The sequence below is a fragment of the Maribacter aestuarii genome, assembly GCF_027474845.2.
In the GTDB taxonomy this organism is placed as follows: Bacteria; Bacteroidota; Bacteroidia; order Flavobacteriales; family Flavobacteriaceae; genus Maribacter; species Maribacter aestuarii.
The window spans coordinates 1-25211 of the sequence record NZ_CP107031.2; the positions used below are offsets into that span (position 1 = coordinate 1).

26 protein-coding genes and 1 pseudogene are annotated in these 25211 nt (G+C 38.9%); 17 read left to right on the plus strand and 10 right to left on the minus strand.

Going from position 1 to position 25211, the window contains the following annotated elements; genetic code table 11:
* The 3 genes from dnaA to N8A89_RS00015 are packed head-to-tail and all read left to right on the plus strand — an operon-like array spanning position 1 to position 2610.
* A complete protein-coding gene (gene dnaA / locus N8A89_RS00005; protein WP_281540392.1) occupies positions 1-1425 on the plus strand; it encodes a chromosomal replication initiator protein DnaA in 1425 nt (474 codons plus the stop codon).
* 7 nt (positions 1426-1432) lie between these two features.
* Positions 1433-1882 carry a low molecular weight protein-tyrosine-phosphatase gene (locus tag N8A89_RS00010; protein ID WP_281540393.1) on the plus strand — a complete coding sequence of 150 codons (450 nt, stop codon included), beginning with the start codon at positions 1433-1435 and terminating at the stop codon, positions 1880-1882.
* 8 nt (positions 1883-1890) lie between these two features.
* Entirely contained in the window at positions 1891-2610 is a 720-nt protein-coding gene (locus N8A89_RS00015) for an SAM-dependent methyltransferase (RefSeq protein WP_289644691.1), read from the plus strand.
* A gap of 53 nt (positions 2611-2663) precedes the next feature.
* On the opposite strand, the gene N8A89_RS00020 is transcribed toward N8A89_RS00015, so the two are convergent.
* From N8A89_RS00020 to dapF, 4 genes are all read right to left on the minus strand, one after another.
* Positions 2664-3293: a hypothetical protein gene (locus N8A89_RS00020; RefSeq protein ID WP_281540394.1), complete on the minus strand. Its 630-nt coding sequence runs from the start codon at positions 3291-3293 to the stop codon at positions 2664-2666.
* 145 nt (positions 3294-3438) lie between these two features.
* A complete protein-coding gene (gene mltG / locus N8A89_RS00025; RefSeq protein WP_281540395.1) occupies positions 3439-4482 on the minus strand; it encodes an endolytic transglycosylase MltG in 1044 nt (347 codons plus the stop codon).
* Entirely contained in the window at positions 4482-5006 is a 525-nt protein-coding gene (locus N8A89_RS00030; protein ID WP_281540396.1) for a GNAT family N-acetyltransferase, read from the minus strand. The genes mltG and N8A89_RS00030 overlap by 1 nt, the downstream gene beginning before the upstream one ends.
* Complete coding sequence (gene dapF, locus N8A89_RS00035; protein ID WP_281540397.1) at positions 5000-5776, minus strand: diaminopimelate epimerase; 777 nt, start codon at positions 5774-5776, stop codon at positions 5000-5002. Before dapF ends, N8A89_RS00030 begins: the two co-directional genes overlap by 7 nt.
* Positions 5777-5905: 129 nt before the next feature.
* Here dapF and N8A89_RS00040 point away from each other — a divergent pair, with 129 nt between their 5' ends.
* The 11 genes from N8A89_RS00040 to N8A89_RS00090 all read left to right on the plus strand — a co-directional run bounded on the left by N8A89_RS00040 (position 5906) and on the right by N8A89_RS00090 (position 18651).
* Entirely contained in the window at positions 5906-7306 is a 1401-nt protein-coding gene (locus tag N8A89_RS00040) for a S1C family serine protease (RefSeq protein WP_289644692.1), read from the plus strand.
* Positions 7307-7422: 116 nt separating this feature from the next.
* On the plus strand, positions 7423-8871 hold the full coding sequence (locus N8A89_RS00045) for a glyceraldehyde-3-phosphate dehydrogenase (protein ID WP_281540398.1): 1449 nt from the start codon (positions 7423-7425) through the stop codon (positions 8869-8871).
* Positions 8872-9042: 171 nt separating this feature from the next.
* A complete protein-coding gene (locus tag N8A89_RS00050; protein WP_347343942.1) occupies positions 9043-9633 on the plus strand; it encodes a tRNA (guanine-N1)-methyltransferase in 591 nt (196 codons plus the stop codon).
* A gap of 37 nt (positions 9634-9670) precedes the next feature.
* Complete coding sequence (locus N8A89_RS00055; RefSeq protein ID WP_281540400.1) at positions 9671-10114, plus strand: GNAT family N-acetyltransferase; 444 nt, start codon at positions 9671-9673, stop codon at positions 10112-10114.
* A gap of 18 nt (positions 10115-10132) precedes the next feature.
* Positions 10133-10804 carry a tRNA (guanosine(37)-N1)-methyltransferase TrmD gene (gene trmD / locus N8A89_RS00060; RefSeq protein ID WP_281540401.1) on the plus strand — a complete coding sequence of 224 codons (672 nt, stop codon included), beginning with the start codon at positions 10133-10135 and terminating at the stop codon, positions 10802-10804.
* Between the two features lie 144 nt (positions 10805-10948).
* Complete coding sequence (gene rplS, locus N8A89_RS00065; protein WP_281540402.1) at positions 10949-11299, plus strand: 50S ribosomal protein L19; 351 nt, start codon at positions 10949-10951, stop codon at positions 11297-11299.
* Positions 11300-11946: 647 nt separating this feature from the next.
* Entirely contained in the window at positions 11947-14163 is a 2217-nt protein-coding gene (locus N8A89_RS00070) for an NADP-dependent isocitrate dehydrogenase (protein ID WP_281540403.1), read from the plus strand.
* A 115-nt stretch (positions 14164-14278) separates the two neighbouring features.
* Positions 14279-16681, plus strand: a complete 2403-nt coding sequence (locus tag N8A89_RS00075) for a TonB-dependent receptor (RefSeq protein ID WP_281540404.1) — start codon at positions 14279-14281, stop codon at positions 16679-16681.
* A gap of 3 nt (positions 16682-16684) precedes the next feature.
* A complete protein-coding gene (locus tag N8A89_RS00080; protein ID WP_281540405.1) occupies positions 16685-17542 on the plus strand; it encodes a DUF4249 family protein in 858 nt (285 codons plus the stop codon).
* Complete coding sequence (locus N8A89_RS00085; protein WP_281540406.1) at positions 17543-18427, plus strand: DUF4249 family protein; 885 nt, start codon at positions 17543-17545, stop codon at positions 18425-18427.
* Entirely contained in the window at positions 18424-18651 is a 228-nt protein-coding gene (locus N8A89_RS00090) for a DUF6095 family protein (RefSeq protein ID WP_281540407.1), read from the plus strand. The genes N8A89_RS00085 and N8A89_RS00090 overlap by 4 nt, the downstream gene beginning before the upstream one ends.
* On the opposite strand, the pseudogene N8A89_RS00095 reads toward N8A89_RS00090, so the two are convergent.
* Positions 18652-19193 (minus strand): annotated as a pseudogene (locus tag N8A89_RS00095) (DUF4294 domain-containing protein).
* Positions 19194-19438: 245 nt separating this feature from the next.
* Between N8A89_RS00095 and N8A89_RS00100 the strand changes: the two are divergent.
* A complete protein-coding gene (locus tag N8A89_RS00100) occupies positions 19439-20533 on the plus strand; it encodes a M42 family metallopeptidase (protein ID WP_281540408.1) in 1095 nt (364 codons plus the stop codon).
* Positions 20534-20643: 110 nt separating this feature from the next.
* Entirely contained in the window at positions 20644-21117 is a 474-nt protein-coding gene (locus tag N8A89_RS00105; RefSeq protein ID WP_347343943.1) for an NUDIX hydrolase, read from the plus strand.
* On the opposite strand, the gene hisS is transcribed toward N8A89_RS00105, so the two are convergent.
* The 5 genes from hisS to rpsF all read right to left on the minus strand — a co-directional run bounded on the left by hisS (position 21107) and on the right by rpsF (position 24276).
* Positions 21107-22483: a histidine--tRNA ligase gene (gene hisS, locus N8A89_RS00110; protein WP_281540409.1), complete on the minus strand. Its 1377-nt coding sequence runs from the start codon at positions 22481-22483 to the stop codon at positions 21107-21109. The two genes, N8A89_RS00105 and hisS, sit on opposite strands and share 11 nt — an antisense overlap.
* A gap of 143 nt (positions 22484-22626) precedes the next feature.
* On the minus strand, positions 22627-23103 hold the full coding sequence (locus N8A89_RS00115; RefSeq protein ID WP_281540410.1) for a DUF6495 family protein: 477 nt from the start codon (positions 23101-23103) through the stop codon (positions 22627-22629).
* A 64-nt stretch (positions 23104-23167) separates the two neighbouring features.
* Positions 23168-23620, minus strand: coding sequence for a 50S ribosomal protein L9 (gene rplI / locus N8A89_RS00120; RefSeq protein WP_281540411.1), 453 nt, complete (start codon positions 23618-23620; stop codon positions 23168-23170).
* Between the two features lie 12 nt (positions 23621-23632).
* Entirely contained in the window at positions 23633-23929 is a 297-nt protein-coding gene (rpsR, locus tag N8A89_RS00125) for a 30S ribosomal protein S18 (protein ID WP_072990975.1), read from the minus strand.
* Between the two features lie 5 nt (positions 23930-23934).
* The gene (gene rpsF, locus N8A89_RS00130) at positions 23935-24276 is read right to left on the minus strand and encodes a 30S ribosomal protein S6 (RefSeq protein ID WP_281540412.1); all 342 of its coding nucleotides are present in this window, start codon (positions 24274-24276) and stop codon (positions 23935-23937) included.
* 230 nt (positions 24277-24506) lie between these two features.
* Here rpsF and N8A89_RS00135 point away from each other — a divergent pair, with 230 nt between their 5' ends.
* The gene (locus tag N8A89_RS00135) at positions 24507-25199 is read left to right on the plus strand and encodes a LytR/AlgR family response regulator transcription factor (RefSeq protein WP_281540413.1); all 693 of its coding nucleotides are present in this window, start codon (positions 24507-24509) and stop codon (positions 25197-25199) included.
* Positions 25200-25211: the final 12 nt, after the last annotated feature.

Genomic DNA, 25211 nt, shown 5'->3' on the forward strand with positions numbered 1-25211 from the left:
ATGAGTGTTACTGCAAATTCCGTTTGGAAAAACTGTTTGATATTTATCAAGGATAATATCCAACCGCAGGCATTCAAAACATGGTTTGAACCTATTAAGCCCATCAAGTTAACGGACAATGCTTTAAGCATTCAGGTGCCCAGCAAATTTTTCTACGAGTGGCTCGAAGAACATTACGTAAAACTTTTAAAAGTTGCCTTGACCAAAGAACTTGGAGAATCCGCGAAATTGGTTTATATCATCCGCATGGAGAACACTTACGGTAACAAAGAACCTTTTACCGAAAAAATACCAAGTTCAAATAGAGGCACGATGAGCCCCCAAGAAATGGACGTTCCCATTAAATCCAAAAATCCTGAACTGAGGAATCCTTTCGTTATTCCGGGAATACGTAACATTAAAATAGAATCGCAGTTAAACCCCAATTATAACTTTGACAATTTCTTGGAAGGTGATTCCAACAGGTTGGCCCGATCTGCCGGTATGGCCGTAGCCAACAAACCTGGAGGCACATCCTTTAACCCGTTATTGGTTTTTGGAGGAGTAGGATTGGGGAAAACCCATTTGGCACATGCCATTGGGGTAGAAATAAAGGATAAGTACCCGGAACGTACTGTTCTGTATATATCCGCTGAAAAATTTACGCAGCAGTATATTGAATCAGTTAAGAAGAACACCAGAAATGATTTCATTCATTTTTATCAACTCATAGATGTTCTTATTATTGATGACGTTCAATTTCTTTCCGGTAAATCCGGAACACAGGATGTGTTTTTCCATATTTTCAACCACCTGCATCAAAACGGTAAGCAAGTCGTCCTTACATCGGACAAAGCACCGGTAGACATGCAGGATATTGAACAGCGTTTATTGTCCCGTTTTAAGTGGGGATTGTCCGCAGAACTGCAAAGTCCGGATTATGAGACAAGGATATCCATCCTTAATAACAAATTGTATAGGGACGGCGTTGAGATACCGGATGACATTGTAGAATATGTAGCAAAACATATCAAAACGAATATAAGAGAGCTGGAAGGGGCCATTATTTCCCTAATAGCACAATCCACCTTAAACAAACGCGAAGTTACTTTGGAACTCGCTCAACAAGTGGTAGAGAAGTTTGTGAAAAACACGAAACGTGAAGTTTCCATCGACTATATTCAAAAAGTAGTATCCGATTACTTTGAAATGGATGTGGCCACCCTACAATCAAAGACTAGGAAAAGACATATCGTACAAGCGCGCCAATTAGCAATGTTCTTTGCCAAAAAATTTACAAAGGCCTCTTTGGCCAGTATTGGGTCGCAAATTGGTAAAAGAGACCATGCAACTGTCCTACATGCATGCAAGACAGTTGACAACCTTGCCGAAACGGATAAACAATTCCGAAAGTATATAGACGACCTTACCAAAAAATTCTCCTAAATCCTACATGAAGACGAAAGTGCTAATGGTATGCCTTGGAAACATCTGTAGGTCACCGTTAGCCGAAGGCGTGCTTAAAAGCAAAATTGATTTGAGTCATGTATTTGTAGATTCTGCCGGTACTGCTGGGTATCATGTGGGAAAGGCACCGGACAAGAGGTCTATTGCAGTAGCTAAAAAACATGGTCTGGACATAAGCAATCAAGTTTGTAGAAAGCTTAAGGCTCAAGACCTAGAGGATTTTGACATGATTTTCTCTATGGACAAGAGCAACTATGAGAATATCATAGGAGTGAGTCGCTCTAAGGAACAAGCAAAAAAAGTCCGTTTATTGCTAAGCAATGGGGATGCCATTATAAATGAAGTGCCAGACCCCTATTATGGGGGTGAAGATGGTTTTGAACATGTATATCAGCTCATAAACGATGCTTGTAATCGTATTGCAAAGGAACTTTAGAAAACACTATGGCGAGTAAAACATCAAAAGGAAAACTTTATTTAATACCCTCTACTTTGGGAGATAGTCCACCTTTGGAAGTATTGCCCATATCCATAAAGCGCGCCATAGAAAGTATTGATTACTATGTTGTAGAAAACGAAAAAACAGCACGACATTTTATAAAAAAAATAAGTCCAAGAAAATCACAACCATCCTTACAGCTTTTTGCACTTAACAAATTTACCGATGCATCTGAAATACCAAGTTTTCTGGACCCCTGTTTTAACGGATTTGATGTTGGAATCTTATCGGAAGCAGGTTGTCCCGGTGTTGCCGACCCTGGAGCGGCAGTGGTAAAAATTGCCCATGAAAAACAAATACAGGTGGTACCTCTGGTTGGGCCGTCTTCTATCCTACTGGCCTTGATGGCCAGCGGTTTGAACGGGCAGAATTTTGCCTTTAACGGTTATTTACCTATTGATAGTTCTGAAAGGAAAAAAGAAATTAAGCGATTAGAGAAAAGATCACGAGAGGAGCGGCAATCCCAAATTTTTATAGAAACACCGTATCGCAATAATAAATTATTAGAGGAACTGCAGCGAACATTGGCAGGAAATACATTAGTCTGCGTAGCTTCAGACATTACTTTAACTTCCGAATTCATTCATACGGAGACCGCGGCATCATGGAAAAATGTTGTAGTAGATTTACATAAGAGACCCACAATCTTTATCATCCAGGCATAAAAAAACCTTGGCAATCAAGCCAAGGTTTCCCATTTTGATTTTTAATTCATATTTTAAATTCGAGGATTCTTTTCAGCCGGAATCATGGATATATCATATCCTGAAAACTTTTTAATGTAATTGGCAATTGAAGTACCGTAACCATCCATTACATCTGTCTTTCCAAAGGACCTCAAATACGCTTGCACATTTCCGGGACCGGCCAGATGGGCCGCTGCTAAAATTCCAGATTCCGTTATTTCGGCACCCTTAATGTGCTTCCCAACAAATCGCTTTATATCCCTTCTTAAGATCCACTTGTTTCGAGATATGTTTACGTTGAACACCTTTTCTTGTAATATGGGATCATTTAAAAATTTAGGGCCATTGTAAACACCAACGAGTTCCAAAGTATTTATACCGAACTGATATTTGCCAAGATACCCATATGTATTGATGGCAAAATAATTTCCTTGAGATTCCTTAAAGGCTAGAGCCTCCTTAAAACCAACGTACTCACTCCCTAAAAATGGTGGAGTAATTTCTAAATTGTTCAATAGCGTTTCATTTTGGGGAAATAAAACCGCAGTAGGTTCATTTGTTCTCAGGGATTCAGGGACTTTCACATTCTTCTGGAAAGGACTAAAGCCGTATAGAACAAAAATCACGATAAGGGGAAAATAAATTAATATCCATTTTCTCATACCTTATTTTTCTTAAGACTTACAGCAAAAAAGCGCTCGCTTAAATTACAAGGGCAAAGTTAGAGGGGAAATTATAGGAGTTTGGCAAGGATTTGTTAAAAATATCCGATTTTAGTTAACATGTCTTAAAATTCCGACTATTGAGTTATCTATTTATTTTCTGAGCATTAATCCATCGGATGTACTGCACTTTATTTCGGTTGTGTTGCGCCATATCTTCAGCAAACATGTGATATCCAAAATTTTCTACATTGGCAACCATGTAATAATAATTGTGTTTTTCCGGGTTCAAGACGGCATCCACAGCGCTAATATCGGGCATGGTAATAGGGCCAGGGGGTACACCAGGATATTTGTATGTGTTGTAAGGTGATTCTGATTCCAAGTCTTTATACAGCACCCGTTTAATTATAGTATCAAAATTTCCGGTTTCTTTCTTGATGGAATAAATCACCGTTGGGTCTGCCTGTAACAGCATTCCACTTTTTATTCTGTTCAAGTACAGGCCTGCTACTTTTGGTCGCTCCTCTACCTTGGCCGTTTCCTTGTGTACTATGGATGCCAAGGCAACAACTTCATTAGGCTCCATTCCGAGGGCTTTACTTTTGGCAATCCTATCCTCGTTCCAAAAACGCTTATACTCCTTCAACATCCGATTTCTAAAGTCTTCGGCGTTCGTATTCCAGAAGAACTCATAACTGTTGGGGATATACAACGATAATTGATTTTCCATATTGAACCCATTGGATTTTAAAAACTCGGTATCTTTAAAAGCCTTTAAAAGACTCGCACTATCCGCTTCTATTTGTTCTGCAATCCTACCCGCCAAGTCCTCTACCCGCTCTTGATTATTAAATGAAACTTTTACGGGTATATTGGAACTTCTCAAGGAATTGATAATTTCATTATTGTTCATTCCCCTGGTAATGCGGTATTTGCCGCCTTTTACATTCTGTGCATAACCCTTTCTTTCCGCTGCGGAAGCGAAGGCATCCAAATCTAATAGTAATGGTTCTAGTAGCTGGGTAACTTCTTCAAATGATGCTGAGGAAGGAATGTAGACAAAAGCTTCTTTATTATTAAAATTGGTGTTCGGATTAAAAAAAGTGCCATAGACCATATAAGCGAAAATACCCCCTGCGATAAGTCCAATTAAGGCAATTGCCAATAAAATGCGTTTGATGTACATTAGTTGTTCAGTTTTTGAAATAAGATTTCGTTTTTATATTGTCCGTTCGAGAATATCCAGTCTTTCTTGACCCCAACCGATTTAAAACCCATCTTTTCGAACAAATGAATACTTCCCCGGTTTTCCTCTAATATATTGGCATACAGCTGTTTTAGGTCTAATACCTCAAATGCATAATTGCATAAAAGTGCAATTGATTCTGCTCCAATGCCTTTATTCCTGTTCTTTTCATCAACGATCACTATGCCTAAACCTGCCCGTTTGTTCTTCGGGTCAAAATCGAACAAATCAATCAATCCCAAAGGTTCCTTATCCTGACTACATATAACCAGACGAAGTTGTTTTACATCATAGATGTCCCTATGGGCATTTTCTAAATAAAACTGAAGCACATTTTTAGAATAGGGAGTTACGGTACCACTAATCTCCCATACGTCCATATTATTTTCCAACTGGTACAGAAATTCCAAGTCCTCTGGCTCCAAGGCCCTTAGATAGATTTTATCGCTTTTTAAAGTCACCATGAGATATCACCTTTAAATACCTGTTTGGCCTCCCCAATAAGATAAATTTCGGAATACTTTTCATTGGCATATTCGAATTGGACACTCAATTCCCCACCGAGTGTGTTAACACTTACTTCGTTTGATTTGGTTTTTCCCAAACTATGCATGGCAAGTGCAACCGCCGTCACCCCCGTTCCACAGGAAAGTGTTTCATTCTCGACTCCGCGCTCATAGGTTCGAATAGAAAACGCATTGGGACCTTGTTCATAAACAAAGTTAATATTGCTTCCCGCTTCGCCGTATATCCCATATCGCAATCTAGCACCTTCTTTAACCACATTGTAGTCGGACAGATTATCAACCAGCTGAATATGATGGGGAGAACCTGTATCCAAGAACAGGGCGTTTGGCTTACTTTTAATCTCATCCACGTCCCTCATTTTCAAGCTGACCGTTGCACCCTTGATTGATGCTTCATGCAGGCCATCCACGGCAATGAAAGTAGTTTTTACGGCAATAATGCCTAAAAAATTGGCAAAAGCCACTATACACCGTCCACCATTGCCACACATACTCCCTTCTTTTCCGTCGGCATTGTAATACACCATTCGAAAATCTGTCAATTTGTCATTTTCCAACAGCAATAATCCGTCTGCACCGATACCAAATTTCCGATTACACAACGATGCCACCAAATTGGTATCATTTTTGGGAAATGTGTTTGAACGGTTATCAATAATTACGAAATCATTGCCCGTTCCTTGATATTTATAAAATGTAGTATTCATGGTGCAATCTAATGAACAAAGATAGTATTTTATTAAGGGTTTCTTGGCAGTTAAAAAGTCGTTAAACTCAAAAAAAGAGCAGCGAAATCTGTTAATTTTACATCAAATAAGTTAAAAACATAAAGAATTATGAAGAGAATTGGAAGCCTATTATTGGTTTCGGTATTTGCGGGAGCAATTACCTTGGGAGCTTATAAACTTTTTTTTGAAAATGATAAATATGCGGTAATATCCACAGAACCTGACAGCAGTATTATTAATACAAGTTTTACGCCGACATCGGCAAAAGGAGCTGGAATAAATGAAGTGGACTTTACATTAGCTGCAGAAAACACGGTTAATGCCGTGGTCCATGTTAAAAACGTTACTACTGGCAGAAGCTCTAATTCAATATTCGATTTCATCTATGGTTCCGGTGGCGGTGCTACCGCCCCTCAAGTAGGTACAGGTTCTGGCGTCATTATTTCGCAGGACGGGTATATTGTTACCAACAATCATGTGATCGCCAATGCGAATCAGCTACAAGTAACCCTGAATAATAACAGAACCTATGAAGCGGAGTTGATTGGCAGTGATCCAAATTCTGATATTGCATTGATAAAAATAGATGCGGACGATAAATTACCTTACTTGGCCTTTGGAGATTCTGATAATACCAAAATAGGCGAATGGGTTCTAGCGGTCGGAAATCCCTTTAACCTTACCTCTACGGTTACCGCTGGTATCGTAAGTGCCAAGGCAAGAAGTTTGGACACCAGATCTAACCAATCCTTTATACAAACCGATGCGGCTGTAAATCCAGGAAATTCTGGTGGAGCATTGGTCAATACAAATGGCGATCTTATTGGCATAAATACGGCCATATCCTCCCGGACCGGTTCTTATGTGGGTTATTCCTTTGCAGTACCCAGCAACATCGCCAAAAAGGTCATAGATGACATTTTGGAGTATGGAAACGTACAGAAGGGAATATTGGGTATCAGCGTTGCTCCCGTAAATACTCCATATGCGATAGAGAAAGGTTTGAACGAAATCGAGGGGGTATATGTTTCTGGTGTGGAAGAAGGCACCGGAGCTGCGGAAGCAAAATTACGGGAAGGCGATATTATCAAAATGATCGACGATATTAAAATAAGAAAATATCCAGATTTAACGGGTTATTTGTCCACGAAAAGACCTGGCGATATTGTTGAAGTGATGATTAATAGGGGCAGTGAGGATGTAATTGTTTCCGTTACACTAATGGAAAGACAGACCATCGTTGTTCCTGAAATGGGCATGGAAGTGAAAAATCTTTCCGATGAAGACAAGAAAAAGTTCAAAACTAAAGTCGGGGTAAAAATTACCGGTGTTCCTGAACGTTATAGAGGCTATGGGCTTGATGGAAAGGTGATCGTTCAAGTGGATGACGTGGTAATTAAGGATATTACGGACGCCAAAAATGCCTTTGGAGCGATCACAAGGTATGGTAAAACCGTAATCACTATGCTTAATGAGGATGGAGAAAAGGAGCGACTTATTTTCCAATAAATGATATGAAGAAATTAAAAGAGGCGCTACATTTTGTAGCGCCTCTTTTTTGTCAAAAAATCAACGAAAACGTTTGAAATTAGTAATTTTGCAAAAAATTCAACCTATTTCCAGTTATGACTCAAAAAGTATCCTACGAAAAGGAATTGGCCTTCCAAGCCGATAGAAGAAAAGCAACAACCGAATTCATTAAAATAACCAGTGACCTTTGGTATGACAAGTCAATTGAAATAGTCATATTTAAAAACCAAGTAATAGATAAAAATGTTAGTGATATAATTCAACTGCATGAATATGCTGGAGAATTTGTGCAAAAACCAATTTCTATTTTTGATTCTGTTGAAATTCTTCGTGCTATCAACGATATCAAATTACCTCCTTCCAAATTAGATATTGGAAAATTGACCTATGAATATCACTCCGATGATAATCATTTTAACAACGTAAAGGCCTTTGTAATTGACAAATTGAAGGGGGCGGAAAAAACCGATAGTATAGAACCTAAGGATGTAGTGCTTTACGGCTTTGGTAGAATTGGTCGCCTTTTAGCCAGAGAGCTTATGTCCAAGACCGGTAAGGGCAATCAATTGCGCTTAAGGGCAATTGTTCTTAGAGGTGAATCGAATCTGGAAATACTTGAAAAAAGGGCCAGCCTATTAAGAACAGATTCCGTTCATGGTAATTTTATGGGAACTGTTGCGGTGGATGCTGAGAATAATGCACTTATCATTAATGGCACTACCGTTCATGTTATAAGTGCTGAAACTCCCGAGGAAATAGACTATTCAATATTCGGTATTTCTAATGCACTGATTATTGATAATACCGGAGCTTTTAGAGACAGGACACAACTTTCTAGACATCTTAAGGCAAAAGGAGCAAGCCATGTACTATTGACAGCGCCTGGGAAGGAAATACCTAATATTGTTCATGGTGTAAATCATTTGGAATATGATCCGGATAAGACCAAAATTTTCTCAGCAGCATCTTGTACCACCAACGCGATAACCCCTGTTTTAAAGGTTATTGATGATTCCCTAGGAATTAAGAAAGGTCATTTAGAAACGATACACGCCTATACCAATGATCAAAACTTAGTGGACAATATGCACGGAAAGTATAGGAGAGGTAGGGCAGCCGGACTCAATATGGTTATCACCGAAACTGGTGCAGGTGAGGCAGTCGCTAAAGCGCTTCCTTCGTTGAAGGGAAAACTGAGTTCCAATGCTATTCGTGTTCCCGTACCAAATGGTTCGTTGGCAATTTTAAATCTAGAGGTTAAAAATAAAACCTCCCTCAGTGGCATTAATACAATATTGAAAAAATACGCTCTGGAAGGAGATTTGGTGGAGCAAATTAAATATTCAATGAGTAAAGAGTTGGTATCTACCGACATCATTGGGACTTCTGCTCCGGCCATCTATGACAGTAAGGCTACGATAGTTACGGCAAGCGGTAAAAACATTATTCTCTACATCTGGTATGATAACGAATACGGTTATTCGCATCAGGTAATTCGGTTGGCGAAGTATATCTCTAAGGTTCGTAGATATACCTACTATTAAGGTAATGAAATAAAATCCATATCCGTTGTTTTTACGTAGGTTTATAAAGCAGGATAACCTTTAGGCCTTTTTTTTTATAAATTGACAATATTAAATTACTTTAGTCTGCTCTAAATCATTTTTAACAGCAATTTTATTTACATGAAAATTTCCAAAATACTATTTGTACTGATGCTCCTACTAGCAGTAAACCTCCAGTATGCACAAGAATCGAACGATACAGAAAAGTTGTCCCTAGATGAGGGACCTATAAGTAGCCAATTTGATTACATTGCTAGGAGGTCTGGTAACTACAGGGCAGATGGGGTTCGTTATGAAGTAGTTAAAGAATCCAATCTTTATAAATTAAGGAAAAATGTGTTGGATTCCATTGCGGAAATGAATAAGAAAACCGGCGAACTAAAGGCAACGATTGCCGGACATGAAACTACAATAAGCTCCCTCAATAAAAAACTGGATGAGACTACCACCAATCTTGCGGCGGTAACCGAAGAAAAGGACAGCATGTCCTTTCTTGGGATTCAAGTATCTAAAGGCACCTATAATTTTATCCTATGGACTATTATTGCAGGGTTGTTCGTACTTCTAGGGGCATTTATCTATAAGTTTAGAAACAGCAATATTTTAACACAGGAAGCCAAACAAAACCTTTCGGAATTGGAAGTGGAATACGAAGACCATAGAAGAAGGGCTTTGGAACGGGAACAAAAAATTAGCAGGCAACTTCAGGACGAATTGAACCGTCAAAAAAAATCAAAATAATTTAAAGCTCCTTTTAGGAGCTTTTTTTTAATATATAATGATAATTATTAAAAAAGCAGATTTAGGTCATCTTCGGGACATTGCTCCCTTATTCGATTCTTATCGTATGTTCTACGGTCAAGAGTCAAATTTGGAGAAAGCGCTGAAATTTTTGGAAGACAGATTATCAAAAGAAGAATCTATAATTTTTCTTGCCTATGAAAATGACTTGCCTGTGGGGTTTGTACAGCTTTATTTTACATTTTCTTCAGTTTCCTTACAAAAGAGCCTTATCCTTAACGACCTTTTTGTAAGTGAGGAATACCGAAAAAAGAAAGTTGGCCAAGCCCTGTTAGAAAAATCAAAATCCTACTGTATAGCAAACGGTTACAAAGGACTTGCATTGGAGACGGCGGTGGACAATCCCGCCCAGAAGTTGTATGAAAGGTTGGATTGGAAAAAAGATTCACATTGTTTTCATTATTTTTGGTCAGCAGAATAATCCTCTTGCCCTATAAAAATGCGCATTGATATCATAACTGTTCTACCTGAGCTACTTAAAAGTCCGTTTGATGCCTCCATTCTCAAGAGAGCTATTGAAAAGGAACTCGTAGAAGTACATTTCCATAACATTAGGGATTATACGGACAAGAGTTACAATCAGGTCGACGATTACCAGTTTGGCGGAGGGGCCGGTATGGTCTTAATGATTGAACCAATTGATAAATGTATCTCAAAACTTACTTCGGAGAGAGATTATGACGAAATCATCTATATGACTCCGGATGGTGAGACCTTAAATCAACAAACGGCCAATAGTCTATCACTTTTAAAAAATATAATTATTCTCTGTGGTCACTATAAAGGAGTGGATCAAAGAGTAAGGGATGCTTTTATTACTAGGGAAATTTCAATTGGGGACTATGTACTTTCGGGCGGGGAATTGGGCGCCGCGGTATTATGTGATACCATAATACGTTTATTGCCGGGGGTGCTGAACGATGAGACTTCCGCCCTTACGGACACCTTTCAGGATGGGCTTTTAGCGCCGCCTGTATATACTAGGCCGTCAGAATATAAGGGAATGAAAGTGCCCGATGTACTCCTCAGCGGTAATTTCGGAAAAATTGAGGCATGGAGAGAGGAAAAGGCCCAAGAGCGGACTGAAAGATTGCGTCCAGATTTACTATAGTATCAAAAAACAAGTCAACTCCTATAAAAATCCCCTATAAATACTTGTAGGTTTTAATTTTAAAACTATTTTTGCACTCTGTTAAATTAACCTCTGACGATAATCGTGAATGTTAGTTTGATTTAATTCCAATATAATAATGACATGGAATCATTAATTAAGTATGTACAGGACGAATTCGTAGCCAAAAAAGAATTTCCTAAATTTTCAGCTGGGGATACGATTACCGTTTATTATGAAATTAAGGAAGGTGAAAAAACACGTACACAGTTTTTTAAAGGAGTTGTAATCCAGCGAAGAGGCACTGGATCCACTGAAACTTTCACTATCCGAAAAATGTCTGGAACAGTTGGCGTAGAAAGAATCTTTCCCGTTAATTTACCCGCGTTTCAAAAAATAGAAGTCAATAAAAAAGGTAAAGTACGTAGATCACGTATCTATTACTTTAGAGGTTTAACTGGTAAGAAGGCAAGAATAAAAGAAGTAAGGTCTTAACAAATACCATTCCAAAGAAAATCAAAAGGGCTGATGTACATCAGCCCTTTTTTGTGAACAAATGTGAATAACTATGGTTTATAAGTTGTTGACTATAAATTTGTTGCAAAAATTTGAAGGTGTCAGTTTTTATTCCTACATTTAAATGTGTTTAAGATGAAGCATCGTTAAGGATGTCAATCGAAATCACCATAGAGTTTACGTTCTTTATGTTGTTGTTTAGCTAAAATAGGTCTATAACTTAAATGGTTAGAAATTTATTGGAGCGATTAATAAACTCGAAGGCTGTCGCTTTTGAATTTTATTAAGGATGGTTTGTTTTTTGAGAGGACTCCCACGAGAAATTTCAAGTTATGAACTCGTTAAGACAACAAAAAGAAATATGAAGTAGTTGCTTGGTTCAATACCGAAGAACGAAACATATCTCAAACGTTGAAATAGTGACGCAGAGGCAATCAATGGTTGCAGTTTTAACCCCAAAGTTAAAACAACATGTCTGTAAACTAATTCTAAAAAGCCATATCAATGTACTCGTACAATGATATGGCTTTTGTTATATAGAAAGTACCTAAATATTCGACCCTATACGCCTCCGCAAGCCTAGATAAAATTGTATATTTGCTCCGCTTGAAACAAAACCAACATTAATGTCTAAAATATTTTATACTAAGACTGACGAGGCACCGGCATTGGCTACTTCCTCGTTTTTACCTATCGTAAAAGCTTTTACCAAAACTTCTGGAATTGAGATTGAAACAAAAGATATATCCTTGGCGGGAAGAATCATTGCCGCGTTTCCCGATTTCTTAGAATCCAACCAAATAATCTCCAACGATTTAGACGAATTGGGAGAAATGGCAAAATTACCGGAGGCGAACATAATCAAGCTACCCAACATAAGTGCTTCCGTACCGCAACTAAAGGAGGCAATAACTGAGCTTCAAGGTAAAGGCTACAAGCTGCCCAACTATCCCGATGAACCAAGTAATGAGAAGGAAAAGGAGATTAAGGGTAGGTATGATAAAATAAAAGGTAGTGCCGTAAACCCAGTTCTTAGAGAGGGTAATTCTGACCGTAGGGCGCCAAGGGCAGTAAAAAACTATGCTAAAAAGAACCCACATAGCATGGGAGCTTGGGATTCAAATTCCAAAACTCACGTGGCGACGATGTCAGAAGGTGATTTCAATTCCAACGAAAAGTCGCTGACCATAGATAAGCCGTGTTCTGTTAAAATTCTGTTGCGTACCGGTACCGAAGAAGTTGTGCTCAAAGATAAAATAGTGCTTCAGGCTGGTGAAATAATCGATGCTACGGTTATGAGCAAGAGCGCTTTACTCCAATTTTTAAAGGAACAAGTAAAAGACGCAAAGGAGAAGAATGTTCTTTTTTCGGTGCATCTGAAGGCCACAATGATGAAGGTATCCGACCCCATAATTTTCGGACACGTAGTAGAAACATTTTTGAAACCGGTCTTTGAGAAGTATTCAGACACGTTTGAGCAACTTGGTGTTAATCCAAATGACGGACTGGAGGTACTTTATGCGAAATTGGAGAAATTATCAGAAGATAAAAAGTCTCCAATCGTACAAGATATCAATACCGTATTGGATAATGGTCCCGACCTTGCCATGGTAAATTCGGATAAAGGTATTACCAACCTTCACGTTCCTAGTGATATTATAATCGATGCCTCAATGCCGGCTATGATTCGGAATTCAGGTCAAATGTGGAACGCTGAAGGAAAATCACAAGATACCAAAGCAGTTATTCCAGATAGTAGCTATGCCGGAATTTACTCAGCTACAATTGATTTTTGCAAAAAGCACGGTGCCTTTGACCCAACCACCATGGGTACAGTTCCAAATGTTGGGCTTATGGCACAAAAGGCCGAAGAGTATGGGTCTCATGACAAGACTTTTGAAATTTCGTCACCCGGAAGTGTCGAAGTAATGGATATCGATACTGGAAGAACACTTCTACAGCATCAAGTCGAGAAAGGAGATATTTGGCGCATGTGCCAGGTGAAAGACGCTCCTATAAGGGATTGGGTAAAACTTGCCGTATCCCGTGCAAGAGCTACCAACGTGCCGGCCGTGTTTTGGTTAGATGAAAATAGAGCCCATGACGCTGAATTGATCAAAAAAATTAATACCTATTTGCCAAACCAGGATACCGCAGGTTTGGATATTCATATTATGTCGCCAATTGAAGCGACTACTTTTACATTGGCGCGTCTGAAAAAGGGTGAGGACACCATTTCTGTTTCAGGAAATGTATTAAGGGATTACCTTACGGATCTCTTTCCAATCCTAGAAGTAGGCACCAGTGCCAAAATGCTTTCCATAGTTCCATTGATGAATGGCGGAGGGTTGTTTGAAACTGGAGCAGGCGGTTCGGCACCTAAACATGTGGAGCAATTTTTAGAAGAAGGTCATTTAAGATGGGATTCTTTAGGAGAGTTTTTAGCACTTGGGGTTTCCCTTGAGTTTTATGGGGAAAAAAATAATAATGCTAAAGCAAAGGTTTTAGGAGATGCATTAGACACCGCTACGGAGAAATTTTTGGATAACGATAAATCCCCATCCAGAAAAGTCAAGGAATTGGATACCCGAGGAAGTCATTTTTACTTGGCTAAGTATTGGGCCGAGGCCTTGTCAGAGCAATCACGGGATGAAGACCTTAAAAATACTTTTTCTAGAATCAGCACGGCAATTGAAAATAAGGAACATCAAATTCTATCTGAATTGCTGGATGCCCAGGGAAGTCCGCAGGATATTGGTGGGTATTATAAGCCTAAGCCCCACTTAGTTGAGAAAGCAATGCGGCCAAGTACTTCTTTTAATGAAATTTTAGATTCAATATAAAATAATTCAATGATAAAAAAAGACCTTCTTTAAAGAAGGTCTTTTTTTTGTTATTAAAGGCATGGAGCATTAGATATATGTTCTATTTCTCATTATTTTTATAAAAAAAGTTACTATGAATGGGTTTAGGAATGCATTACCCCTACTCTTTTTATTATGTTTCAGTGTTTTTAGTCAAGCCCAGCAAAAATATACGATAAGCGGTACCGTTACCGAAACGGCGAGTAATGAAACTTTAATTGGTGTAACACTTGTATTCCCTGAGCTAAATACAGGGGTTACTACAAATGAATACGGCTTCTACTCCATTACACTTCCAGAAGGGGAATATCAAATTGTGGTGACTTATTTAGGTTTTAAGGACGTGAGTAAGACTGTCGTGCTAAACCAAAACATCAAAATCGACTTTCAGTTAGACGAGGAAGCTGAGGAACTGGAAGAAGTTGTGGTTACGGAAAATGTAGAGCGAATGGATATACGTAAGCCGCAAATGAGCGTAAATACTTTATCCGTAGAAACCATAAAGAAAATACCTGTTATTCTTGGGGAAGCCGACGTTATAAAATCCATTCTTTTATTACCCGGCGTAACGAACGCAGGGGAAGGAGCATCAGGGTTTAATGTTCGTGGTGGAGCAGTTGATCAAAACCTGATTCTTCTGGACGAGGCGACCATTTTTAACTCCTCACACCTATTCGGTTTTTTCTCGGTTTTCAACCCGGATGCCATAAAGGACATTAAATTATACAAAGGTGGAATCCCGGCCCGCTACGGGGGACGAGTTTCTTCCGTCTTGGATATCTTTCAAAAAGAAGGGAATAGTAAGGAATTAAAAATCAATGGTGGAATTGGGGCTGTTGCGAGTCGATTGTTGGTAGAAGGCCCCATTAAAAAAGATAAAGCTGCATTCCTAATTGGTGGGAGGGCATCTTATGCCCATCTATTTCTCCCGCTATTTGATGTTGATAATACCGCATACTTCTACGATTTAAATACAAAATTGAACTATAAGATAAATCCCAACAATAATATTTTCCTTTCCGGATACTTTGGACGCGACGTCTTTGGCATTAGTGAAAGCTTCGTGAATACCTATGGCAATGCCGTAGGTAATTTTAGATGGAATCATTTGTTCTCGGATAAACTATTCTCGAACCTGTCGCTGATATATTCCGATTACTATTACGGTTTAAAATTAGATTTTGTTGGATTCAATTGGAATTCTGGTATTCGAAATTTCAACGTCAAGTATGATTTAAAGCATTATCTCAATGATAAGCTACAAATCAATTACGGTATTAATAACATCTATTATCAATTTAACCCAGGAAAAATAGAACCCTCAAATGCGGATTCGGGCATATTGGAAGAACAGCTGATTCAAAAATATGCCAATGAATTTGCGGCCTACATTGATATAGAACAGAAAGTAACGGATAATTTAAGCCTCGGTTATGGCCTTAGGTTTAGTTATTTCAACCGATTAGGGCAAGATGAACTGAACGTATATCTAAATGATAATCCAGTATTATTTGACCCTTTTCTATTAGTTTATCAGGAGGCGGACCCCATTAGTGTATCAACGCCAGGAAGAGGCGGTAGTCTGGCCTCTTTTAATAACTTTGAACCACGCGTTTCGGCAGCCTATACCATTAACGATAATAGTTCTGTTAAAGCGAGTTACACACGTTTGGCCCAATACCTGCATCTACTTTCCAACACGAGCTCCCCTACCCCTTTAGATGTCTGGACCCCAAGCGGGCCTTTTGTAAAACCCCAAATCTTGGACCAGTACGCTTTTGGCTATTTCAGGAATATTAAAGGAGGTGATTATACGGTTGAAAGTGAAGTTTTTTACAAGGATATACAGAATCGGATAGATTACATAGACGGTGCCAATCTAATAGCCAACAATGCTATTGAACAGGTTATACTCAACGGAGAAGCACGGGCTTACGGATTGGAATTTCTACTTAGAAAAAACGAGGGTAAATTTCAGGGGTGGTTAGCTTATACCCTTTCTAAATCTGAACAAAGGACCCCAGGCAGGGCACCTTTTGTAGATAATGGCCGAAGTAATTTGGAAAGCGGCATCAACTTTGGAGAGTGGTACAATACGCCCTATGATAAAACACATGATGTTTCTGTTTTTGCAAGTTATGACCTGAACAACAAATGGAGCTTCAACACCAATTTCGTTTACCAGACGGGACAACCCACGAACTATCCAATAGGACAATTTGAATTCCAAGGATTAACCGTTCCTTATTATGGCCTTAGAAACCAACAACGTTTGCCAGATTACCATCGTATAGATATTTCTGCGACACTGACCCCGAAAAAGAATGAAACCAGAAAGGTAAAGGGAGAATGGGTTTTTAGCGTATATAATCTCTATAATAGAAGAAATGCCGCCTCGATTAACTTTAGGAGAAACCAAGATACAGGGGTAAATGAAGCCATTAGGACTTCTATTTTCGGAATAGTTCCTGCTGTTACCTACAACTTTAAATTTTAGAAGATGAAAAGGATATACTTTTTTCTGATAATCGTGTTATCACTTTTTTCTTGTGAGGACGTCATTGAAGTAGATGCACCTTCCGAACCTCCAAGATTAACTGTAGATGCTTTAATAAGACTAGATACCTCTGTAGCCGTTACCACGGCAACTATAAAAGTCGGTTTGAGCAGTTCTTTTTTTGATAGTAATGACGTTGCAGATGTCGATCAAATGATTATTCAGAATTTGGATTACGAACCTACGAGTCCATTGGACCAAAACTTTATTATTTTCAGGGAAACTGAACCAGGAGTTTTTCAAGGCTCGAAGAACACATCTTTTTTTACTTCTGGCAATCTATTCTTAAATATTGAATACGGGGAAGAACGTTACCTTGCATCCACGAGATTTGTGCCTTCTGTACCTATTGATGATCTTGAACAAGGTGATGGTACACTATTTACTGGGGATGAGACCGAAATAAAGGTATCCTTTACGGATAATGCAGATCGCGACGATTTTTATTTATTCGATTTTGATTTTGATGAGTATTTGGTAACCGAGGACGAATTTTATCAAGGACAGACGTTTGAATTTTCCTATTTCTATGATGACGGAATCGAAGCAGGAAGAACATTAGAAATCAGTATTCTGGGCGTGGATGAACCATTTTATAACTACATGAATCAACTGATAGTGCAATCCGGCGGCGATCAAGGACCATTTCAAACACCAGCCGCTACGGTAAGGGGGAATATTATCAATGTTACTGATATAGACAACATGGAGGTTTTTGACAACGTAGGAGAAAATGACAACTTCGCCCTTGGATATTTTGCGGTCGTGCAGGAATTTAAAGAGACCATAACCATTGAATAAATGTACTTACGACATAGAAATAGGTTTTTCTTACTTATCCTCCTTTTAGCGCTAATTGGTTGCGAAGATGTCATTGAGGTAGAAATTCCTTCTGAAGAACCGAGATTAATTATCGATGCGCTTATCCGTGTAGACATGAATGAAACTTCAACGCCAGTGGCCATAGAAGTTAGCCTAACAGATGGGTTTTTTGGTACCGTACCGTTGACCAAATTAGATAACATCATTATCATTTACGAAGAGATAGAAGACGATTTAATTCGTGAAACGGGTGCTATTGAGTTTGAGGATATCGCTAATAATTTTGGGGTTTACAATACGGTTGACCCTATACCAAATTCCCTTTTTCAAGAGAACATCCGCTTTTCGCTGTATATAGAACATGAAGACGCCGTGTATTTGGCACAAACTTTCTTTTCCACAGCACCTCCAATAGACTCTCTTACTCAAGGTTCCAATACTTTATTTGATGAAGAGGAGACAGAAATAATAATCGCTTTCAAGGATATTGAAGATCAAGATAATTTTTACGTCTTTGATTTTGGTTTTGGAGAATACCTTACCACGGATGACCAGTTTTATAAGAATCAGGTATATAGCTTTTCCTACTTTTATGAAAAAGAATTAGAACAAGGAACGGCCATAGAAGTTAGTATCTTGGGAGCTGACAGGAGATTTTATAATTATATGGATCTATTAATCGAACAGTCGGAAGGGACCTTTGGAATTTTTGAAACTCCTGTTGCTACGGTCCGGGGGAACTTCATAGATGTAACCGACTTGGACAACATAGACACCTTTGACAATGTAGCACAACCCGATATTTTTGCGCTAGGTTATTTTGCCATAGTTCAGGAGCATAAAAATAGATTGACTATAGAATGAATACGGACAAGGATTTACTCGTAAGGGGTTTGAAGCAATTAGCCTACACGGTAGCACTTATGTTTATGGCTCCCATTATCATTTGGCAGGCCTTTAAAAATGAAGAACATCCGCTATACTGGCCTGTGCTAATAATTGGGCTTATTTTGGGCATAGCGGCCATAGGCATGGGGTTTAAAGGAATCCACACCATTATGAATTCACTTTTCAGTAAAAAGAAATAATCATTCCTTTTTATCAGTTCGTTTCCATTTGTTGTACAAGTCGTCGTAGTTGTAGTCGAGTACCGTTTCTTGGCGCTCTAATTTGCCGCTAGCAAAAGCACGTTGAAGAATATCCTCGATTAAATAATCCTCCTCGATTTGGTCGGGATGAAACTCCTCCTTAATACTTATTTTAAAGAGTCTTGCGGTCGTATTGTACCAAAAGGCACGCCATCCGCTTCTAAGTTCTTTAACCAAATCAAACGCGGTGGTCCCCGTTTGCCTGTAGATTAGTTTTACAAGAATTTGTCCTTCTGTCCGCGTTAATTTTTTTAATTCCTCGGAAAACTCCTCTTCTATATACTTCTGCACCTTTTTTGTATATCTTTTACGATGTCTTTTTTCTTGATATATTTTAAACTATCGTTCAAGGATACCAAACGCTCTGCTGCCAATTTTGCATACGGATACACTTTATGGGTTTTACGCCTCAGGATATAATAGCGTAATTTGTCGTCGTAAGAGTTAAATTTTAATCTCCCAAAAATATAGGCCTCCTCCAAAGCAATAGAGCCTCGCATTATGGAATCCCCCGCAATGATGATGAGCTTTTCCGACACCGAATCTAAAGGTTGTTCCTCTACTTGGGCTCTCGTCGAAACAAGGACCAATAGCATCGCCAAAATTGAAAATATACCTCGCATGTACTGATAATTTGCAAAAGTCCTGCCAAAATTAAGGATAATTAAAAGGTATAGTATTTAAATACACATGATTATTGCTAAGTTTGTAGCATAAATTTATGTTAATGGCTGAGAAGAAAATTATTACCAAAAAGTCCTTGGATTTTTTTGAAAAATACCTGAACAATGCAGCCCCTACCGGTTATGAATGGGAAGGGCAAAAGTTATGGATGAACTATCTAAAACCGTACGTGGATACTTTTATTACGGATACTTATGGTACCGCCGTAGGTGTTATAAATCCTGATGCGAAATATAAGGTAGTCATAGAAGGACATTCCGATGAAATTTCATGGTATGTCAATTACATTACGGATAATGGATTGATTTACGTAATTCGTAACGGCGGTAGCGACCATCAAATAGCTACCTCGAAATGGGTGAATATCCACACCAAGAAAGGAATCGTAAAAGGTGTGTTCGGGTGGCCGGCAATACATACCCGAAAAGGTGACAATAAGGAAGAGCGAGCCCCAAAGTTGGATAACATATGTATCGATGTAGGGGCCAAGGATAAGAAGGCCGTAGAAAAGCTAGGGGTTCATGTAGGTTGTGTCATTACTTATCCTGATACCTTTCATGTACTCAATAAAGATAAATTTGTTTGTAGGGCGATAGATAACCGAGCTGGTGGATTTATGATTGCCGAGGTAGCCCGGCTATTACATGAGAACAAAAAGAAATTACCTTTTGGACTTTATATAACGAATTCCGTTCAAGAAGAGATTGGACTACGTGGTGCCGAAATGATCACACAAACGATTAAGCCTAACGTCGCGATTATCACCGATGTTTGCCACGATACCACCACGCCAATGATTGAGAAGAAAACCCAGGGTCATACGGAAATAGGTGCTGGACCAGTGATTTCATACGCTCCTGCAGTTCAAAATAAACTACGGGAACGTATTATTGAGACCGCAGAAAATAATAAAATACCTTTTCAGCGCATGGCGGCGTCCAGGGCAACTGGTACGGATACAGATGCCTTTGCTTATAGCAACGGCGGTGTGGCTTCTGCACTCATTTCTCTTCCATTACGCTATATGCATACAACCGTGGAGATGGTACACCAGGATGATGTAGAAAATGTGATTCGATTGATTTATGAAACGCTTTTGAACATTAAAGAGGGAGAAACTTTTAGTTATTTCGACTAGACTTCTTCTGGGAGACAATAATCAGCAAACCCGATGGATGAAATTATAGATATTCTAAACGCCGAAGGGAAATTTACTGGAGAAAAAAACTCAAGTCCTATGCACATCGCATGGGACTTTTTCATCCTACGGTCCATATTTGGTTCTACACCGCGAACGGTGAGATACTCATCCAGCAACGGGGAAAAAATAAAGACACACACCCCTTATTATGGGATGTTTCAGTTGCCGGACACGTAGGAGCGGGAGAAGCTATTGAACTTGCCGCCATTCGTGAGGTGAAGGAAGAAATCGGACTTGACATAAAAATCGGACGACTGGAGAAAATAGGCATATTTAAATCCATTCAACAACATAGCCAGCATCTGATTGATCGTGAATTCCATCATACCTATATTTCTGAGCTGAAAATTCCACTATTAAAACTTCGGAAGCAGGACAGCGAGGTTGAGAACTTAGTTTTAATCGATATCGATAAATTCGAGAAGGAGGTCTTGGCCGATATCAAAACGGATAAATACGTACCGCACGATACTCACTACTATAATACTATAATAAGAACTATTAGGACGGCTATAGGTTAGCTATAAAATCTTGAACAGCATTCAAGGAATAGGTCTTTTGCGTACCACTGGCCATATCTTTCACTACAAAGGACTGTTCTTTCAACTCCTCTTCTCCCAGAAGGATTACATAAGGGACGTTCCTATTATTGGCATACTTGAATTGTTTTTGAATTTTGGCATCCGATGGGTACAAATCGGCCTTAATACCAGCCTTTCTTAATACCGTGGTTAGTTTGAGTGCTGCAAGGCCTTCTTTAGTTCCAAAGTTCAGACAGAGGACGTCCAACGATTTATCCACGGACTCCGGGAAGAGACCAAGTTCCTCTAACACCAAATAGATGCGGTCCAATCCAAAGGAAATTCCAACCCCGCTTACATCCTTTAAGCCAAAAATTCCGGTAAGATCATCATAACGACCGCCTCCCCCAATGGAACCCATGGCGACACCATCTGGCGCCGAAACCTCAAAGATAGCCCCCGTGTAATAGTTTAGACCTCTGGCCAAGGTAACATCAATAGTCAACTTTGCGGACTGTAAGCCTAATGACGTGATGGTTTCCAGTATAAATCGGAGCTCCTCAACACCCTTATTCCCTTCTTCGGACTGCTCGAGCATATTTTCCAAGGTCAGTAATTGGTCCGTATTGCTACCGCCTAAAGAAAACAAGGGCGAAGCTTTTTGAATGGCAGCCTCAGAAATACCTTTGGACAACATTTCCTTTTTAACCCCCTCTTCCCCTATTTTATCCAATTTATCCAAAGCAACGGTAAAATCAACCAGCAAATGTTTGGCTCCAATGACTTCGGAAATACCAGCTAGGACTTTTCGGTTATTCAGTTTAATCGTAACACTTTCCAGTTGTAAATCGGTGAAAACCGCATCGTAGAGCTGTATCAGTTCCACTTCCTGTAAAAGCGAATCCGAACCTACGACATCCGCATCACATTGAAAAAACTCTCGAAAACGGCCCTTTTGTGGCCTATCTGCTCGCCAAACCGGTTGAATCTGATAACGCTTAAATGGAAAATCCAGTTCGTTTTGATGCATAACCACATAACGGGCAAAGGGTACGGTAAGGTCGTAGCGCAGGGCTTTTTCGGTTATCTTCGGGCCAAGTGATTTGGAATCTTTGGAACTATAGGTATAATCATCCACCTTACTAATAAAATCGCCCGAATTCAAAATCTTGAAAATCAAACGGTCACCTTCATCCCCGTATTTTCCCATAAGAGTCTCGGAGTTTTCAAAGGAAGGAGTTTCTATAGGCTGGAAACCAAAAGTTTCGAAATGACTTTTTATGACATCCGATATATAATTTCTTTTTGCGATTTCAGAAGGGGAAAAATCCCGGGTTCCTTTTGGAATAGATGGTTTTTGTGCCATTTGGTTACTTAGTTCTTAAACAAAGATAATTCTTTAGCGGTTGGGGACAAGTCGGGCTTTTTAAAAACTCTTTTTAGGTCTACTCAAAAGAGGTTATTACTCATTAGATAAACCTGGAGGATTAAAGCGTATTATTTGAGTATTTAGGAGACTTCTATCATTTTTTCGAACCATCGGTACAGTTCTCCCTTGGTAATTATGCCTCCTTGTTGAATCAGCTTAAATTTATCCAAGTTTTTATCCTCCGTGTAAGCTTTGGATGCGGTTAGATATTCAACGAAATCGGATTGCCAGTTCTTCTTGAACCAATTAAACCCGACTTTAGTGGTTAGGTCAATTTTTGGGTTCATTACCTTAACAGCAATCAACTTCATTTCCTTATCCGTTAAGAAAAACAGGTTCATCTGTTGCGCAGAAATATTTTCCAGATAGGCCACTTTACTCAAGACCCCTTCCCAAATCAAGTCACTGAACACATCAAGTTCATCTTCAGCTACCCTTGGAGTTTCGGTCTTGATCTTAGACCATTCGTCACTGGTAATAGATTGTGTAGCTAAGAAATTTATGAATTCTGGGTGAAGTTCTTCCAATTGCTCTTTTGTGAGTCTCGTGTATTTCATAGGACATCAAAAAAATAGACCCTTCAGAAAACTGAAAGGTCTATAAACTTATTTTCTGTAATAATTATTTTTGCTCTGCGATTACCTCAAAAGGGAAATCTACAACAACATCCCTATGCAAGCGAATCTGTGCATTGTATGGTCCAGTCCTTTTCACAGAACCACCTTGTATGTTGATGAATTTCTTATCGATTGAGTGTCCTTCTTTTTCTAAGGCTGCAGCTAAATCAATTGTAGTAACAGAACCAAACAACTTATCGCCAGCTCCTGTTTTTGCGGTAATTTTCATCTCCAATGCTTTCAAAGCATCAGCAGTCTTATTCGCAGCATCTACAATTTTCTTTTCTTTATGTGCTCTTTGTTTTAGGTTCTCGGCCAACACCTTTTTAGCCGATGCTGTGGCCATAGCGGCCAAACCGTTAGGAATAAGGTAATTTCTACCGTATCCGTTTTTAACGTTTACCACATCGTCTTTAAAACCTAAGTTCTCTACGTCTTTCTTTAATATAAGCTCCATGATTCTTTTCTTTTATTTTAATAAATCACCAACGTATGGCATTAAAGCCAAATGACGAGCTCTCTTTACGGCCTGAGCCACTTTCCTCTGATACTTTAATGAAGTACCTGTAAGTCTTCTAGGCAATAGTTTACCCTGTTCGTTCACCAACTTCATTAAGAAATCGGGGTCTTTATAGTCTACATATTTAATACCAGACTTTTTAAACCTGCAATACTTCTTCTTTGTGTTGGTTTCAATGTTCAACGGGGTTAGATATCTTATCTCCCCATCCTTTTTACCTTTTGCTTGTTGTTGTAATGTTGCCATAATTCTTAAGCTTTAGCGGTTTTGTTTCTTGTTCTTCTCTTTTCTGCCCATGCGATGGCATGTTTGTCCAATTTAACGGTCAAAAAGCGCATCACACGCTCGTCTCTTCTAAACTCCTGTTCGTAAGGCAAAACTACCTCACCGGAATTAGTGAATTCGAACAAGTGGTAAAACCCACTTTTTTTGTTTTGGATGGGATAAGCCAATTTTTTTAGGCCCCAATTCTCTTTGGCTACCATTTTGGCTCCATTCTTAATTAAGAAATCTTCAAATTTCTTAACTGTTTCCTCTATCTGAACATCAGATAGAACGGGATTCAAGATGAAAACAGTTTCGTAATGGTTCATATTATATTTGTTTTAAGGAGTGCAAAAATAGCTATTATTTTAAAATAATTATAAGAAATGAAGAAATTCTTCGTTATAGGAAGAAGCAAGATTAAAAATATTGAACCAAATCTTAAAACCCATGTTCATTGCCAATTATACGATCAACACTACATTGTTTACATCTTTTGTTGCAGTTAAGCGTGTTTTTTCGGTAATTTGTCGATGATTTAACCCCACAAATCAGCCCTATGAAATTACGAAGTATTATCGTTGACGATTCATCCATGCAAAGGATGGCCGTCGCAAAGTTGGTAAACAACCATCCCAACTTGGCCATGGTAGCGGAATACAGCAATGCTATTGAAGCTAAGAACGGAATTAAAAACAACGAGATAGATTTAATTTTTCTCGATGTTGAGATGCCTATTATTACAGGATTTGACCTACTCGAGTCCCTGGATAACAGCCCTCAGGTAATTTTAATTACCGGTAAACCCGATTATGCCCTTAAAGCTTTTGATTATGATGTAACGGATTATTTACATAAGCCGATTACCATGGCACGCTTTGATGCATCTGTTAAAAGAGCCGTTGCAAAATATGAGCAAATGAACAGGGTTACCGAAGACGAAGAGCACATCTTTGTGAAGAGTAATCTTAAGAAAAGAAAAGTTATCCTAAACGATATCAAGTGGATAGAAGCGCTTGGTGACTATATAAAATTGGTTACCGACGAAGCTAATATTGTAATTTTATCAACAATGAAATCTTTCGAAAAGCAATTGCCGGAAGACAAGTTTTTAAGAATCCACAAATCCTATATCGTTAACTTGGAAAAAGTTGAAAAATTCAACAGTAAGAATGTTGAAGTTAGTGGACGTTCCATTCCTTTAAGTAGAAACAAAAAAACGGAATTGGCCGAAGCACTAAGCAACGTATAGCATATGATATAA

What these genes read in the sequence shown, in the direction of transcription:
- trmD (WP_281540401.1), top strand. Translation starts at nt 10,133, where the DNA reads ATGCGCATTGATATCATAACTGTTCTACCTGAGCTACTTAAAAGTCCG.
- N8A89_RS00040 (WP_289644692.1), top strand. Translation starts at nt 5,906, where the DNA reads ATGAAGAGAATTGGAAGCCTATTATTGGTTTCGGTATTTGCGGGAGCA.
- N8A89_RS00135 (WP_281540413.1), top strand. Translation starts at nt 24,507, where the DNA reads ATGAAATTACGAAGTATTATCGTTGACGATTCATCCATGCAAAGGATG.
- N8A89_RS00075 (WP_281540404.1), top strand. Translation starts at nt 14,279, where the DNA reads ATGAATGGGTTTAGGAATGCATTACCCCTACTCTTTTTATTATGTTTC.
- N8A89_RS00055 (WP_281540400.1), top strand. Translation starts at nt 9,671, where the DNA reads ATGATAATTATTAAAAAAGCAGATTTAGGTCATCTTCGGGACATTGCT.
- N8A89_RS00050 (WP_347343942.1), top strand. Translation starts at nt 9,043, where the DNA reads ATGCTCCTACTAGCAGTAAACCTCCAGTATGCACAAGAATCGAACGAT.
- N8A89_RS00080 (WP_281540405.1), top strand. Translation starts at nt 16,685, where the DNA reads ATGAAAAGGATATACTTTTTTCTGATAATCGTGTTATCACTTTTTTCT.
- N8A89_RS00105 (WP_347343943.1), top strand. Translation starts at nt 20,644, where the DNA reads ATGGGACTTTTTCATCCTACGGTCCATATTTGGTTCTACACCGCGAAC.
- hisS (WP_281540409.1), bottom strand. Translation starts at nt 22,483, where the DNA reads ATGGCACAAAAACCATCTATTCCAAAAGGAACCCGGGATTTTTCCCCT.
- dnaA (WP_281540392.1), top strand. Translation starts at nt 1, where the DNA reads ATGAGTGTTACTGCAAATTCCGTTTGGAAAAACTGTTTGATATTTATC.
- N8A89_RS00070 (WP_281540403.1), top strand. Translation starts at nt 11,947, where the DNA reads ATGTCTAAAATATTTTATACTAAGACTGACGAGGCACCGGCATTGGCT.
- mltG (WP_281540395.1), bottom strand. Translation starts at nt 4,482, where the DNA reads ATGTACATCAAACGCATTTTATTGGCAATTGCCTTAATTGGACTTATC.
- dapF (WP_281540397.1), bottom strand. Translation starts at nt 5,776, where the DNA reads ATGAATACTACATTTTATAAATATCAAGGAACGGGCAATGATTTCGTA.
- rplI (WP_281540411.1), bottom strand. Translation starts at nt 23,620, where the DNA reads ATGGAGCTTATATTAAAGAAAGACGTAGAGAACTTAGGTTTTAAAGAC.
- N8A89_RS00015 (WP_289644691.1), top strand. Translation starts at nt 1,891, where the DNA reads ATGGCGAGTAAAACATCAAAAGGAAAACTTTATTTAATACCCTCTACT.
- N8A89_RS00100 (WP_281540408.1), top strand. Translation starts at nt 19,439, where the DNA reads ATGGCTGAGAAGAAAATTATTACCAAAAAGTCCTTGGATTTTTTTGAA.
- rplS (WP_281540402.1), top strand. Translation starts at nt 10,949, where the DNA reads ATGGAATCATTAATTAAGTATGTACAGGACGAATTCGTAGCCAAAAAA.
- N8A89_RS00090 (WP_281540407.1), top strand. Translation starts at nt 18,424, where the DNA reads ATGAATACGGACAAGGATTTACTCGTAAGGGGTTTGAAGCAATTAGCC.
- N8A89_RS00115 (WP_281540410.1), bottom strand. Translation starts at nt 23,103, where the DNA reads ATGAAATACACGAGACTCACAAAAGAGCAATTGGAAGAACTTCACCCA.
- rpsF (WP_281540412.1), bottom strand. Translation starts at nt 24,276, where the DNA reads ATGAACCATTACGAAACTGTTTTCATCTTGAATCCCGTTCTATCTGAT.
- N8A89_RS00030 (WP_281540396.1), bottom strand. Translation starts at nt 5,006, where the DNA reads ATGGTGACTTTAAAAAGCGATAAAATCTATCTAAGGGCCTTGGAGCCA.
- N8A89_RS00085 (WP_281540406.1), top strand. Translation starts at nt 17,543, where the DNA reads ATGTACTTACGACATAGAAATAGGTTTTTCTTACTTATCCTCCTTTTA.
- N8A89_RS00045 (WP_281540398.1), top strand. Translation starts at nt 7,423, where the DNA reads ATGACTCAAAAAGTATCCTACGAAAAGGAATTGGCCTTCCAAGCCGAT.
- N8A89_RS00010 (WP_281540393.1), top strand. Translation starts at nt 1,433, where the DNA reads ATGAAGACGAAAGTGCTAATGGTATGCCTTGGAAACATCTGTAGGTCA.
- rpsR (WP_072990975.1), bottom strand. Translation starts at nt 23,929, where the DNA reads ATGGCAACATTACAACAACAAGCAAAAGGTAAAAAGGATGGGGAGATA.
- N8A89_RS00020 (WP_281540394.1), bottom strand. Translation starts at nt 3,293, where the DNA reads ATGAGAAAATGGATATTAATTTATTTTCCCCTTATCGTGATTTTTGTT.